Here is a 13,157-nt window from a genome sequence, read left to right on the forward strand (position 1 = left end):
CATCGTTCGGGTAGCATCGGACGATCGACCGCGCGAGCTTGCGCGCGTCGCCTACACAAGACAAGACTTCCGGAGACTGCCGCTCATGCCTTCGCATGCCGATTCGCCCGTTGCCCATCACGCGGGTTCGCTGACCATTTTCCAGGGCGCCGCGCTCTATATCGGCGCGGTGCTCGGCACCGGCGTGATCGCGCTGCCCGCGCTCGCCGCCGAAGTCGCCGGGCCGGCCTCGCTACTCGCATGGGCCGCGCTCGTCGTACTGTCCGGGCCGCTCGCGGCCACCTTCGCCGCACTCGGCGCCCGCTATCCCGATGCGGGCGGCGTGTCGACCTACGCGCGGCGCGCATTCGGCCCGAAGGCGGCGGCGATCGTCGGCTGGTGCTTCTACTTCGCGGTGCCGGCCGGCGCACCGGCCGCCGCGATGTTCGGCGGCGCATACGTCGCGGCCGTCACGGGCGGCGGACACACGACGGTCGTCGTCACGGCCGCCGCGCTGATCGCGACCGTGTCGGCCGCGAACGCGTTCGGCGTCACCGTGTCGGGCCGCATGCAACTGGTGTTGTCGGCGCTGCTCGTCGCGCTGCTGCTTGCCGCGGTGCTTGCGTCCGCGCCGCATGCCCGCGCCGCGAACCTCCATCCGTTCGCCCCGCACGGCTGGCTCGCGGTCGGCCAGGCCGCCGCGTTGCTCGTGTGGAGCTTCGCCGGCTGGGAAGCGATCACGCATCTCGCGGCCGAGTTCCGCCGGCCCGCGCACGACATACCGCGCTCGGCCGGCATCGCGGTCGTGGTCGTCGGGTTCCTGTATCTGTCGGTGGCCGCCGCGAGCGTGACGGTGCTCGGGCCTTCCGCGGGTGCATCGGGCGCGCCGCTCGCCGAACTGATCGCGGGCGGCATCGGCGGCCATGCGCAGGTGCTGGCGGCGGCCGCCGCGCTGCTGCTCACGCTCGGCACGATGAACGCGTATTTCGCCGGCGCGGCCAAGCTCGGCGCGGCGCTCGGGCGCGACGGCGCACTGCCAGCATGGCTCGCGCAAGGCAGCCAGGTCGGCGGCGTGCCGCGCCGCAGCCTCGGCGTGATCGCGGTGCTCGCGGCCATCGCGCTGGCCGCCACGGCGCTGTCGGACGTCGGGCCGAAGCCGCTCGTGCTCGTGACGTCCGGATGTTTCGTGATGGTGTACGGGCTCGGCGCGGCGGCTGCGCTGAAGCTGCTGCCGCGTGGCGGCATCGCATATCGTTGCGCGTGGATTTCGCTGATTGCAGTCGCCGGGCTGTTCGTGACGACCGGATGGTATTTCCTGTGCCCGCTGCTGCTCGCGGGCGGCGCACTGCTTTATCTGCAGCTCACCGGCCCGCGCCGATGACGCGGCAGGCGCCCGCGGGCCGACGCCCGCCGACTCGCCGCACCGATCGCGCGAACACTCGCGTCGATCCGGCCGTGCGCCGTGGGTTCGCGCCCGTCAGGCCGGCACCAGCTCGAAGCTGAGCCGTTTGCCGAGCGCGGCGGCCGCGCTCGCGAGCGTCGCCAGCGTGAGGCTCGTGTCGGTTTCGTCGAGCAGACGGTTGAGTGCGGCGCGGCTCGTCTTCATCCGCGCGGCCATCGCGGTTTTCGTGATGTGCTGCGCCTTCATTTCCTGCCCGATCTGCCACGCGATCACGCGCTTGATCGCGGTGGCGGTGGCCGCTTCGAGATTGCCGTCCGCTTCGAGGAAGGCGTCGAAATCGCTGCCGATATGCGGATTGTTCGTGGTCGTCATGTCGTACTCCAGGTGCATGGCGTTGCCGGCTGCCCGACCGTCGGAGACGGTGCGTTCCGGCGCAACCGGGGAATTCAGATGGCGTGCGTCAGCGCTTTCAGGCGCGCGACGGTGACGTCGAGATCGTCCGACGGCGTGGCCCGCGACTGCTTGAAGAAGCCGTGCAGCAGCACCATCGTGTCGCCGACGACCGTGAACAGCACGCGCGCGCTTCGCCCCGGCACCGTCACGCGAATCTCCCACAGATCCTTCGCCATCTTCCGGACCAGCGGCATGCCGAGCGGCCAGCCGAGTTGAACGGTCTTGATCTCTTCGCCGATCGCCCTTCGCTCTGCTTGCCCGAGCGCATTGAGCCATTCGCGCACCGGCTCGTGGCCGCGGGCCGTCCGGAAGAATCGCACGCCGAGCGTGACCTGAATCTGCTGTCTCGCCATCGTCTTGTCGTCCATCGTATCAAAAACGGTACGATATGCCAAGCACCCCGATGGCGGCTACTGACCGGATGGCCAATGCTTCGGCAAGACGCAGATCGGACCCGGCGCATCCGCCAGGCCCGGTGGATCACCGCTTGCCGCGAGTGGGCTTGCGCGACGCGCGCGGCGCCTGGTGCGGGCGCGCCGCACCGAACCGCGATCGCGCGATGTCGCGCACCGCATCGATCAGCGTCCGCGCGACCGGCGACGGCTGCGCATCGGTACGCAGCACGAGCCCGACCGGCTCGTCGGTGCCCGCCGACGGCAGCGGCAGGCGCGCCAGCGCGCCGGCCGACAGATCGTATTCGGCTGCATAGAGCGGCACGAACCAGACCGCGTCGTTCTCGAGCGCCAGTGCGCGCGCGACCGATATCGACAGCACCTCGATGAACGAATCCAGCGGCGGCGCGCCGCATGCGCCGAGGAGTTGCTCGGCGGACTGACGGATCAACGTGCCGAACGGCGGGAGCACGACCGGGTAGCGCGCCAGCTCGACGGCCGGCGCCGCGCTCGCGAGCAGCGGATGCCCGGCGCGCACGACCGCGACGAGCGGCTCGTTGTACAGCTGTTCGAACGCGAGCCCGATCATCCGCTCCGGCTCCGACAGCCGGCCGATCGCGCATTCGATCGCCCCGGATTTCAGACGCTCGAGCAACTCGGCGTTCGCGGCCGTCGCGATCCGCACGACGATGCGCGGCCAGCGTGCGGTCAACGCCTTCATCAACGCCGGTGCGAGCGAAGCCGCGACGGTCGGCAGCATGCCCATTTCCAGCGTCGCGGCAGCGGCCCCGCCCTCGCGCGCCAGCAGCCCGACGCCCTGCCGCAGCGCCAGCACGCACGCATTCGCGTGCGGCATGAACAGTTGCGCTTCGCGGGTGGGCTGTGCGCCGTGCCGGCCGCGCTCGAACAGCTTCACGCCGAGGATCGCCTCCAGCTCGGCGATCGTCTTCGACACGGCCGGCTGCGTGATCGACAGGCTTTCGGCCGCCTTCTGCACGCCGCCCAGTTGGGCGACCGCGAGGAAACACTGCAGGTGCCGGAATTTGACGCGACCGTCGGCGATACGGTTATTCATAACGGGCGGTTATGCGAATGACGATGAATCGCCATTTTGCATAACTTTCCGGAAAGGCCCAAGCGTTCGGCACGGCGTCATGCATGGCGCCGCAGCGCGTGGAATCCCGTCGGCTCCCAGATCCGTTTCGCGATCAGCAAGGCCGTGCCGTGCTTCTGCCCGAGCGGCGCGGACGACGACTCCGCATGCAGCGCCGCCGCCTTGCTGCTCAGCCGCCGCAGCTCTTGTTCGAGCTCCGCGGCGGCCGCGTCCGTCAGCATCCCTTGCAGGAACGTCATCGTCTCGCCCGGGCCGTCGAAGCGGCTGCCGAGAAAGTCGTCGAGCACGTGCGCATGGAAGTAGCGGCGGATCGGGCCGCCCGGCAGCCAGTCGAAATCGCGCGCGACGCGTACGCGAATCCGGTCGCCGGGCAGCAGCGCGATCACGTTCATCCGGTCGAGCATCAGGAGATACTTCACGCACTCGGCCTGCGTGACGCGATAGGCCGACACGATGTCCTGCACGGTCCAGTAATTGATCGCGCACACGGCGACCAGCAGCAGCTTCTCGTCCGACACGAGCAGCGCCTCCTGCTGCTCGGTCAGCACGCGCAAGCGCGGCGCGGACGCGGACGCTTCCTGCACGAGCTCGGCAAGCGTATAGCCGAGCAGTTGCGCGATCTCCGCGACGCGCTCCAGCGTGAAGCGGCCGCTCGCGAACAACCGCTTCACGCTCGTTTCGGAGACGTCGAGCGCACGCGCGACGTCCCGATAAGTCATTCCCTGCGCCTTCAACTGGCGCTTCAGCGTTTCGATGAGTTGGGCGATCTCGGTCATGTCGGTATCGAAAAATGATGCTCGTGGTCGGATATTAGGCTACTCGCGCATCCATATCAGCAATTCAGGTTACTTGTCTGCATAATCCGCTCCGTCCTGTCACGCAACGACGGAGCCGAAGTGACCGCCCGAATCGACACAGCCGCCAGCGAACCGCGCCACGCCGCCCCGCGCGATGCACGCGACACTGATCGCACGATGCCGCTCGCCACCGTGCGCACGCTGGCCGCCGGCGCGCACGTCGGCGATCTCGTGTTCATCCGCGAGCCGGCCGGTGCGCCGGATGCCGCGACCGGCTCGGCGGGCTCGGCGGGGGTCTGGGCCAACCGCTTCGGCATCGTCGTCGATACGTCGGGCGACGAACCGGTGCTCGCCGAGGCCACGGCGTTCGCGTGGACGAAGCTCACGCCGCTGTCGCGCTTCGTCGCCCGTGCCGACGGCGGACGCATCGCGCTGGCGCGCCGCATCGCGGCAGCATCGGTCGACGCGCAGCGCCACGTCCATGCGCTGGCTGAACGGCGAATCGACGCGCTGCTCGGCAGTCGCTTCAACCTGCGCGCGCGGCGCGGCTTCTGCGCGCAGTACGTGAACGACGTGCTCGGCGCCGGCCACGCGTCGACACCGTCGGCCCTGCTGCGCAGCGGCACGCTGGCGCTCGAATTCGACGGAATCGTGTTCGATCCACGCCATCCGTGACGACGGGCACGCTCGGGGAGTCCGAATAACAACGAGAACGAAAGACAAAAAACAGCGACGGGCTGGCTGGAGGGCCGTGCACGGGGTCGTCGCCGACGACGCGAAGCCCGATCGCTTTTTCCGCCGGACAGGGTTCCTGTCCGGCGGAATTTTCATGGGCGGGACGAACATAACGAACGGTTATGCAATTCGCGAAAAAAGGTCATTTTTCATAACTTTCCGGATTGGCTAAAGTCGTGTCGTCCACTTCGCGAAATACACCTATCAGGAGACGCCCCGATGGATTCCCCCACGATCCTCACGCCGCGCGACTGGCCGTCGCATCCGGCTTATGTTCACCCCGAGTACCGTTCGTCCGTGAAGCGCGGCCCGACCCGTCCGCTGATCCCGCTGAAGGAGAAGCTGCGCGACCAGTACGCACCCGTTTACGGCGCGGAAGATCTCGGCGCACTCGACCACGACCTGACGAAGAACGCCGTGAAGAACGGCGAGCCGCTCGGCGAGCGGATCGTCGTCACCGGCCGCGTGCTCGACGAAGGCGGCAAGCCCGTGCGCAACACGCTCGTCGAAGTGTGGCAGGCCAACGCGGCCGGCCGCTACGTGCACAAGGTCGACCAGCACGACGCACCGCTCGATCCGAACTTCCTCGGCGCGGGCCGCTGCCTGACCGACGACGAAGGCCGCTACCGCTTCCTGACGATCAAGCCCGGCGCGTATCCGTGGGGCAACCACCCGAACGCGTGGCGCCCGAATCACATCCACTTCTCGCTGTTCGGCGATTACTTCGGCTCGCGTCTGGTCACGCAGATGTACTTCCCCGGCGATCCGCTGCTCGCGTACGACCCGATCTTCCAGGGCACGCCCGAAACCGCGCGCGATCGCCTGATCTCGCGCTTCTCGATGGACATCACCGAAGAAGGCTATGCGCTCGGCTACGAATTCGACATCGTGCTGCGCGGCCGCGACGCCACCCCGATGGAGCGCTGAACCATGACGACGCTGAAGCAAACCCCTTCGCAAACGGTCGGCCCGTACTTCGCGTACGGCCTGTGCCCGCAGCAATACGACTACGACCTGAAAAGCCTGTTCACGCCGACGATCGCCGCCGCGCACGCCGAAGGCGAGCATGTGCTGCTGGTCGGGCAGGTGTTCGACGGCGACGGCAACGTCGTGGGCGACGCGGTGCTCGAATTCACGCAAGTGGACGCCGCGGGCCGCTATCCCGCGTCGCGCGACGACATCGCGAAATCCGGCTTCACGGGCTTCGCGCGGGTCGGCACGGGCACCGATCCGCAGCAGCGCTTCGTCGTCGAGACGGTGAAGCCGGGCCGCATCGCCGCCGACGAGGCGCCGCACATCAACGTGACCGTGATGATGCGCGGCATCCTCACCCACGCGTTCACGCGCGTGTACTTCGACGACGAAGCCGCCGCGAACGCGGTCGACCCCGTGCTGAACGCGGTGCCGGCCGAGCGACGTGCGACGCTCGTCGCGAAACGCGACGCGCAGCCGGGCCGCCCGGTCGTCTACCGCTTCGACATCCGCATGCAGGGACCGGAAGAAACCGTGTTCTTCGACGTTTGACGCATGCGCCGGCGCTCGCCGGCTTCGTGTGCAACCGTACCACCGTGTGGCGCGATACCGGCAGGCATCGCGCCACACGGCGTTTTGGGGCACGCGTCGTCGTCATTCGATGGTGCGCCGCGTCGTACCCGGTGACGGCTGCGGATCCTGCCGTCATCGGCTTCCCGCTCCGATATCGAACGCGCCATTGAAGCGCATGCTGCGACAGCACATCAATCGTCGGGTCGACCCGATATCGTTTGCGCGTTATGCGGCGTATTCTTCGTTATCCGCAACGAGTCGGCAGAATTGAATCTTGTGAAGCAACAATGACAGGCGTCACGTGCGACGCTGCCGGACAAGCGGTCCGCGCATTTGTCAGACAGAGTGCCTTTGAACGCGTCCGGTCGAAGTTGGCGGACGCGTATTTTTTTGGCGTCGCGGCCCGCGCACCGGCGTGACCCGCGCGGCGTCCCTGCGCCTAGCGACGAATCTCCAGATACCGGCTCGGCGTGTCGCCCAGAATGCGGCGAAACGCCGACGTGAATGCGCTCGCACTCGCGTAGCCAAGATCGAGCGCGACGCGCGTCACCGGCTGCCCGTCGGTCAGGCGCGCAATCGCCGCGAGCATGCACACCTGCTGGCGCCAGGCGGCGAAACTCACGCCCGTCTGCGCACGGAACTGCCGCGTGAAGGTACGCCGGCTCACGCCCGCGTCGGCCGCGACCCGGTCGAGATCGGCCGCGATCGACGGCGCCGCGAACAGATGCCGGCAGACTTTCGCCAGTCGTGCATCGGCCGGTAACGGCGCATGCAGCGACAGACGCGGCATCGTCGCGATTTCGGCGATCAGCAGATCCATCAGCTTGCCCGCGCGGCCGTCGACGTCGTACATGGCCGGCAAGTCGATCGCATCGTCGATCAGTTGCCGCAGCAGCGGCGACACGCCATACACGCCGCACTGGGTGGGCAGCCCGGCCGCCTGCGCGGCGTCGGCGGACACGAACGCGGTGAGCATCGTGACCGGCCCCGTCATCGTCAATTCGTGCCGCACGCCGGCCGGCACCCAGCACGCGCGCTGCGGCGGCACCAGCCAGCGGCCGTGCGGCGTGGACACGCTGATCGTGCCGCGCGACGCGAATGCGAATTGCCCGCGCACGTGCACATGATCCGGAAACGTCGTACCCGCCGCGAATTCGTTGGCGAGCACGACCACGCTCCGGGGAATGTGTTCGTAGGGATCTAGCAGCGTATTTCTCACGGCCCGAATTCCATCATCAATGACTCGCTATCGAAGGCGGTCCGCCCCGCCGCGATCGGCCGGCCGGCCATGCGCCGGCGGCATCGCGCGGCACACGTCACCGCAACATGAACGACATCGCCGACAGGCTGTTCAGCGTGCGCACCGCGTGCTCGACCGACGGCCCGTCGAAACGCAGCGTCACCGCATCGACACGCTCGAGCGACGGCAGCACGCAGAACAGGTCGGCCTGCGCGGCCGTCTGCACGCGCAGCGTGCAAGCGGCCGGCGCGGGCCGATGGGCGCCCGCGCGCCGGCCGGACGACAGCGCGTGCGCGACCGTCTCCCGTGCGGCGGTCGCGATGCGCGCGCACGACGCGGACGGCGTGAGCGTCTCGCCGCTCGATGCGCCGCCGGCGGTCTTGACCGTCTCGAAACGCGCATCCGGGAACAGCGGCTGCGTTTCCTCGGCGAATACGTCGTCGCCCGTCGCGAGTGCGACGTGCGCGCCGTATTCATGCGCCAGCGCGCCGTACAGCCCGGCTTCGCCGAGCTCGACGCCGTTCAGCCACACCTGCGTGAACGCGAAGCTGTTGATCGTGTGCGCGAGCACGCCGCGCGTCTGCGATTTCGCGTGATAGCCGATCATGAATACGAGGTCGGGCTGCTGTTCGAGGCCCGCCATCATCCCGAGCGTACGCGGCTTGCCGAGCACGACGCGCGCCCGCGCATCGAGCCCGTCGGGCAGCAGGTTGCGAAAGCCGCCGTGCGAATCGTTGACCCAGACGGCCTGCGCACCGCCGGCGAATGCGCCTTCGATCGCCGCGTTCGCCTCGGCGGTCATCCAGCGGCGCGCCCGCTCGTATTCCGGATTGCCGGCGCGCGTTTGCTCGACGGCAAATACGCCGGCGACACCCTCGATGTCGGTCGAGATCAGGATCTTCATGACGGGATCGAACGTCCTTCGTTGTCTTCGTTGAACAACCGGTCGAGATCGGGCACCGCGTCGCGCAGCGATGGCCGCACGTGGCCGTCGCGCCCGGCGACCGTCACGGCCTGCAGCAACGCGTCGGCGATCGCATGCTCGACGCTTTCGGCCGCGGCCATGAACAGCGGATCGAGCGCCGCATCGGCCACGAGGGCCGGCAGCGCGATCGTCGATGCGTCGTGCGCGATCGTGTAGGCGGTCGAGAAGGCGAGCGCGATATCGCCGCTGCCATGTCCGTAGACGGAGCCCGTGCGGGCCAGCCCCGCCGCCGCGCGGCGCGCGAGCCGCGACAACTGCCGGGCGTCGAGCGGCGCATCGGTGGCCAGCAACAGGATGATCGAGCCCTGCTCGGGCGCCGCCGCGTGGGCGGCTTCGGCCGCGCGCCGTTGCGCGACGATGCGCCCGAGCAGCACGCCGCCGAGCGTCAGCATCGGCAGCCGGCCGAAATTCGCGAGCACGAGCGCGCCGACCGTATAGGGCCGGCCGGCCGCGATAGCCACGCGCGACGCGGAGCCGATCCCGCCTTTCAGGTCGAAGCACGACATCCCGCGCCCGGCGCCCACCGCGCCGCGTGCGACGTCGCGAGACGCCGCGCGGCATGCGTCGTCGTAATGCGCGGCGGTGACCGCGCATGCCTGGAGATCGTTCAGGTAACCGTCGTTGCACTCGAACACGAGCGGATTGACGGTCGGCCAGTCGCGACCGACCTGCGGATTCGCCGCGATCGCCGCACGGATCTGCGCGTGGGCAACCGCGCCGACGCCGAACGTATTGGTCAGCGCGATCGGCGTATCGAGCGTGCCGAGCTCGTCGACCTGCACGAGCCCGACGCTCTTGCCGAAACCGTTGATCACGGCCGCCCCGGCCGGCACCTTGCTGCGGTACACGTCGCCCGGATGCGGCTTCACGACGGTCACGCCCGTCTGCACGTTGCCGGCATCGAGCGTGCAATGGCCGACCGTCACGCCCGGCACGTCGGCGATCGTGCCGCGCGGCCCGGCCGTCAGCGTCGCCGCCCACATCGGTGCGGCGCGCATCAACGGCGCTCCAGCTTCGGATCGAGCGCGTCGCGCAGCCCGTCGCCGAGCAGGTTGAACGCGAGCACGGTCAGGAAGATCGCGAGGCTCGGGAACACCGCGATGTGCGGCGCCGTCACCATGTCCGCGCGCGCCTCGTTGAGCATCGCGCCCCACTCCGGCGTCGGCGGTTGCGCGCCGAGCCCGAGGAACGACAGGCTCGCGGCGGTGATGATCGACGTGCCGATGCGCATCGTGAAGTAGACGACGACGGACGACACGGTGCCCGGCAGGATGTGCCGCATGATGATCGTCCAGTCGGACGCGCCGATGCTGCGCGCGGCCTCGACATAGGTCATGTGCTTGAGCATCAGCGTGTTGCCGCGCACGAGCCGCGCGAACGCCGGGATGCTGAAGATCGCGACCGCGCAGATCACGTTGACCATCCCGTTGCCGAGGATCGCGACCACGCCGATCGCGAGCAGGATGCCCGGGAACGCGAACAGCACGTCGGCGATGCGCATCGTGATGCGGTCCCACCAGCCTTCGTAATAGCCGGCGAGCAACCCGAACAACGTGCCGATCGCCGCGCCGAGCGCAACCGAGAAGAAGCCGGCTGCGAGCGAAATGCGCGTGCCCGCGACGATCCGGCTGAAGATGTCGCGGCCGAGCGAATCGACGCCGAACCAGTGCACGGCCGACGGCCCCGCGTTCAGCGCGTCGTAGTCGAAATAGTTCTCCGGATCGAACGGCACGACGTGCGGGCCGACGAAGGCGAGCACCACGAGCGCCAGCACGAAGCCGCCGGCGACGAGCGCGACGGTCTGCTTGCGGAACTTGCGCCAGAATTCGCGCCACGGCGTGCGGATCGCGGTCGGTGCGGCCGGCGCCGCGGGCTGGGCAGTCGCGTTCATTCGCGCCTCACTTGAACCGGATGGTCGGGTTGATGACCGCGTACAGCACGTCGACGGTCAGGTTGATCAGGATGAATTCCAGCGAGAACAGCAGCACGATCGCCTGGATCACCGGGTAGTCGCGCATCGTCACCGCGTCGACGAGCAGGCGCCCGAGCCCCGGCCAGTTGAACACGACCTCGACGACGATCGAGCCGCCGAGCAGGAAGCCGAACTGCAGCCCCATCATCGTGACGACCGGGATCATCGCATTGCGCAGGCAGTGCTTGAGCACGACCATCGGCTCGTGCACGCCCTTCGCGCGCGCGGTGCGCACGAAGTCCTCGTTCAGCACCTCGACGAACGACGCGCGCGTGAAACGCGCCATCACGGCCGCGACCGCGGCGCCGAGCGTCAGCGACGGCAGCACGTAGCTCTTCCACGAGCCGTCCGGCACGACCGGCAGCCAGCCGAGCTTCACCGAGAAGACTTCCATCAGCAGCATGCCGAGCGCGAACGCGGGAAACGAGATGCCCGACACCGCGAGCGTCATCCCGAGACGGTCGGGCCAGCGATTGCGCCAGACCGCCGACGCAATCCCGATCGCCATCCCGAACAGCGTCGACCACACCATGCTGACGAGCGTCAGCATCAGCGTCGGCATGAAGCGTTCGCCGATCTCGGTCGAGACCGGCCGCTTGCTGCGCGTCGAGACGCCGAAATCGCCGTGCGCGATCTTCACGAAGAAGTTCGCGAACTGCGTGGGCATCGGCTTGTCGAGCCCGAGATCGGCGCGCACGAGCGCGATCGTCGCGTCGTCGGCTTCGGGGCCGGCCGCGAGTCGCGCGGGATCGCCCGGCAGCAGGTGCACGAACAGGAACACCAGCACCGCGACGATCGCGAGCGTGGGCAGCAGACCGAACAGGCGTTTGACGAGGAAATTCAGCATGGGGCACCGATCGAATCAGCGCACCGGCGGCTCGCGCCGCCGGCACGGCATGGCGGACGAACCGCCGTCATTTCAGCGAGATCTCGTCGAAGTTGAACGAGCCGTCCGGCATCACGTACGCGCCCTGCAGCCGCTTGCTGCGCGCGTACACGATCTTCTCCTGCACGAGGAAGATCCACGGCGCATCGGCCCAGATCTGCTTCTGCGCATCGGCGTAGAACTCGGCCTTCTTCGCGCGATCGGTGGTCTCGAGCGCCTTCGTCAGATCGCCGTCGACCGCGTCGTTCTTGTAGTACGCGGTATTGACGAGCTTCGGCGGCGCGGACGCGGCCGCCAGCAGCGGCGTGATCGCCCAGTTCGCTTCGCCCGTCGACGACGACCAGCCGATGTAGTACATCCGCACCGGCGCCTTCGCCGGATCCGGCGCGCTCTCGACCTTCGCGACGCGCTCGCCGGCTTCCAGCGCCTGCACCTGCACCTTCACGCCGACCTGCGCGAGCTGCTGCTGCACGAACTGGATCGCCTTCTGCGACGTCGAGTTGTTATACGCGGACCACAGCGTCGTCTCGAAGCCGTTCGGATAGCCGGCTTCCTTCAGCAGCGCACGCGCCTTCACCGGGTCGTACGGCCACGGGCCCAGCTTCGTCGCGTAATCGACGCCCTGCGGCACCACGCCGGTCGACGGCGTCGCGAAACCGGAAAACGCGACCTTCGCGAGCGCTTCCTTGTTCACCGCGTAGTTCAGCGCCTGGCGCACCTTCGGGTTGTCGAACGGCTTCTGCAGCATGTTCAGCGACACGTAGCGCTGCACGATCGACGGCCGCTCGACGACGTCGACCTTCGGGTTGCCTTTCAGCTCGGTCGCCTGCTCGAACGGAATGCGGAACGCGAAATCGGCTTCGCCCGTCTTCATCAGCGCCGCGCGCGTGTTGTTGTCGACCACCGGCTTCCAGTCGATCGCGTCGATCTTCGGATAGCCCTTCTTCCAGTAGCCCGCGAACTTCTTCACCTTCAGGTCGTCGGTCTGTTTCCACTCGACGAACTCGAACGGCCCGGTGCCGACCGGATGCAGCGCGATGTCGCGGCCCCACTTCTTCAGCGCGGCCGGCGAGATCATCACGGCCGACGGGTGCGCGAGCGTGTTGATGAACGCCGAGAACGGCTCGCGCAGCGTGACCTTCACCGTGGTCGGATCGACGACCTCGGTCTTCTCGATCACGCGGAACATGTTGTAGCGCTTCAGGTGGTTCGCGGGATCGGTCACGCGGTCGAAGTTCGCCTTCACGGCCGCCGCGTTGAAATCGGTGCCGTCGTGGAACTTCACGCCCGAGCGCAGCTTGATCGTGTACGTCTTCGCATCGGGGCTGGCTTCATAGCCCGTCGCGAGCACGTCGACGAGCTTCATGTCCTTGTCGAAGCCGAACAGGCCCTGGTAGAACGACTTGACGACGGCCTGCGACACCGTGTCGTTCGCGTCGTACGGGTCCATCGTCGTGAAGGTCGAGTCCACCGCCATCACCGCGGTCTGCTGCGCGTACGCGGGCAGCGCGGCCGACAGCGCAAACGCGCCGGCAAGCGCGACGAAGCATGCGCGCGGACGGAACATCGAAAACGGATGCTGCTGGGTCATTTTGCTGGGCTCCTATCGGTGAATCGGTGACGCCTCACGGGCGTTTCGGTTTCGACTGCCTGCGGG

Annotated in this window: 14 protein-coding genes; 4 read left to right on the top strand and 10 right to left on the bottom strand. The window is 68.2% G+C overall.

Translation table 11 applies throughout. The features are described 5' to 3' along the window. Nucleotides 1–85: 85 nt before the first annotated feature. Entirely contained in the window at nt 86–1,360 is a 1,275-nt protein-coding gene (locus WT53_RS21550; protein WP_034205001.1) for an APC family permease, read from the top strand. 96 nt (nt 1,361–1,456) lie between these two features. Here the strand turns inward: WT53_RS21550 and WT53_RS21555 are convergent, their stop codons facing one another. The 4 genes from WT53_RS21555 to WT53_RS21570 form a co-directional block, all read right to left on the bottom strand. After that, nucleotides 1,457–1,753: an XRE family transcriptional regulator gene (locus WT53_RS21555; protein WP_012338300.1), complete on the bottom strand. Its 297-nt coding sequence runs from the start codon at nt 1,751–1,753 to the stop codon at nt 1,457–1,459. 74 nt (nt 1,754–1,827) lie between these two features. Next, nucleotides 1,828–2,187, bottom strand: a complete 360-nt coding sequence (locus WT53_RS21560) for a type II toxin-antitoxin system RelE/ParE family toxin (protein WP_034206211.1) — start codon at nt 2,185–2,187, stop codon at nt 1,828–1,830. A 127-nt stretch (nt 2,188–2,314) separates the two neighbouring features. After that, entirely contained in the window at nt 2,315–3,301 is a 987-nt protein-coding gene (gene pcaQ / locus WT53_RS21565; RefSeq protein WP_034205002.1) for a pca operon transcription factor PcaQ, read from the bottom strand. Between the two features lie 77 nt (nt 3,302–3,378). Continuing rightward, entirely contained in the window at nt 3,379–4,116 is a 738-nt protein-coding gene (locus WT53_RS21570) for a helix-turn-helix domain-containing protein (protein ID WP_034205003.1), read from the bottom strand. Between the two features lie 120 nt (nt 4,117–4,236). On the opposite strand from WT53_RS21570, the gene WT53_RS21575 reads away from it, so the two are divergent. The 3 genes from WT53_RS21575 to pcaG all read left to right on the top strand — a co-directional run bounded on the left by WT53_RS21575 (nt 4,237) and on the right by pcaG (nt 6,396). Then, entirely contained in the window at nt 4,237–4,812 is a 576-nt protein-coding gene (locus WT53_RS21575; RefSeq protein WP_034205004.1) for a YiiX/YebB-like N1pC/P60 family cysteine hydrolase, read from the top strand. A gap of 279 nt (nt 4,813–5,091) precedes the next feature. Beyond that, on the top strand, nt 5,092–5,799 hold the full coding sequence (pcaH, locus tag WT53_RS21580; RefSeq protein WP_034205005.1) for a protocatechuate 3,4-dioxygenase subunit beta: 708 nt from the start codon (nt 5,092–5,094) through the stop codon (nt 5,797–5,799). A 3-nt stretch (nt 5,800–5,802) separates the two neighbouring features. Beyond that, nucleotides 5,803–6,396 carry a protocatechuate 3,4-dioxygenase subunit alpha gene (gene pcaG / locus WT53_RS21585; RefSeq protein ID WP_034205006.1) on the top strand — a complete coding sequence of 198 codons (594 nt, stop codon included), beginning with the start codon at nt 5,803–5,805 and terminating at the stop codon, nt 6,394–6,396. 460 nt (nt 6,397–6,856) lie between these two features. Here pcaG and WT53_RS21595 read toward each other — a convergent pair whose 3' ends face one another. From WT53_RS21595 to gsiB, 6 genes are all read right to left on the bottom strand, one after another. Beyond that, a complete protein-coding gene (locus tag WT53_RS21595) occupies nt 6,857–7,636 on the bottom strand; it encodes a helix-turn-helix domain-containing protein (RefSeq protein WP_034205007.1) in 780 nt (259 codons plus the stop codon). 97 nt (nt 7,637–7,733) lie between these two features. Beyond that, entirely contained in the window at nt 7,734–8,561 is an 828-nt protein-coding gene (locus WT53_RS21600) for a M55 family metallopeptidase (protein ID WP_034205008.1), read from the bottom strand. Continuing rightward, nucleotides 8,558–9,640: a P1 family peptidase gene (locus WT53_RS21605; RefSeq protein WP_034205009.1), complete on the bottom strand. Its 1,083-nt coding sequence runs from the start codon at nt 9,638–9,640 to the stop codon at nt 8,558–8,560. Before WT53_RS21605 ends, WT53_RS21600 begins: the two co-directional genes overlap by 4 nt. Next, nucleotides 9,640–10,533 (bottom strand): glutathione ABC transporter permease GsiD, encoded by an 894-nt coding sequence (gene gsiD, locus WT53_RS21610; protein ID WP_034205010.1) that lies wholly within the window; start codon nt 10,531–10,533, stop codon nt 9,640–9,642. Before gsiD ends, WT53_RS21605 begins: the two co-directional genes overlap by 1 nt. A gap of 7 nt (nt 10,534–10,540) precedes the next feature. Next, nucleotides 10,541–11,461 (bottom strand): glutathione ABC transporter permease GsiC, encoded by a 921-nt coding sequence (gene gsiC, locus WT53_RS21615; protein WP_034205011.1) that lies wholly within the window; start codon nt 11,459–11,461, stop codon nt 10,541–10,543. Nucleotides 11,462–11,528: 67 nt separating this feature from the next. Then, nucleotides 11,529–13,091, bottom strand: a complete 1,563-nt coding sequence (gsiB, locus tag WT53_RS21620) for a glutathione ABC transporter substrate-binding protein GsiB (protein ID WP_034205012.1) — start codon at nt 13,089–13,091, stop codon at nt 11,529–11,531. Nucleotides 13,092–13,157 lie beyond the last annotated feature (66 nt).

This window comes from Burkholderia sp. MSMB2157WGS, assembly GCF_001532755.1.
Classification (GTDB): Bacteria; Pseudomonadota; Gammaproteobacteria; order Burkholderiales; family Burkholderiaceae; genus Burkholderia.

Excerpts from the sequence above, each read along its gene's own strand:
- WT53_RS21550 (WP_034205001.1), top strand. The coding sequence starts at position 86 with ATGCCTTCGCATGCCGATTCGCCCGTTGCCCATCACGCGGGTTCGCTG.
- WT53_RS21555 (WP_012338300.1), bottom strand. The coding sequence starts at position 1,753 with ATGACGACCACGAACAATCCGCATATCGGCAGCGATTTCGACGCCTTC.
- WT53_RS21560 (WP_034206211.1), bottom strand. The coding sequence starts at position 2,187 with ATGGCGAGACAGCAGATTCAGGTCACGCTCGGCGTGCGATTCTTCCGG.
- pcaQ (WP_034205002.1), bottom strand. The coding sequence starts at position 3,301 with ATGAATAACCGTATCGCCGACGGTCGCGTCAAATTCCGGCACCTGCAG.
- WT53_RS21570 (WP_034205003.1), bottom strand. The coding sequence starts at position 4,116 with ATGACCGAGATCGCCCAACTCATCGAAACGCTGAAGCGCCAGTTGAAG.
- pcaH (WP_034205005.1), top strand. The coding sequence starts at position 5,092 with ATGGATTCCCCCACGATCCTCACGCCGCGCGACTGGCCGTCGCATCCG.
- pcaG (WP_034205006.1), top strand. The coding sequence starts at position 5,803 with ATGACGACGCTGAAGCAAACCCCTTCGCAAACGGTCGGCCCGTACTTC.
- WT53_RS21600 (WP_034205008.1), bottom strand. The coding sequence starts at position 8,561 with ATGAAGATCCTGATCTCGACCGACATCGAGGGTGTCGCCGGCGTATTT.
- WT53_RS21605 (WP_034205009.1), bottom strand. The coding sequence starts at position 9,640 with ATGCGCGCCGCACCGATGTGGGCGGCGACGCTGACGGCCGGGCCGCGC.
- gsiD (WP_034205010.1), bottom strand. The coding sequence starts at position 10,533 with ATGAACGCGACTGCCCAGCCCGCGGCGCCGGCCGCACCGACCGCGATC.
- gsiC (WP_034205011.1), bottom strand. The coding sequence starts at position 11,461 with ATGCTGAATTTCCTCGTCAAACGCCTGTTCGGTCTGCTGCCCACGCTC.
- gsiB (WP_034205012.1), bottom strand. The coding sequence starts at position 13,091 with ATGACCCAGCAGCATCCGTTTTCGATGTTCCGTCCGCGCGCATGCTTC.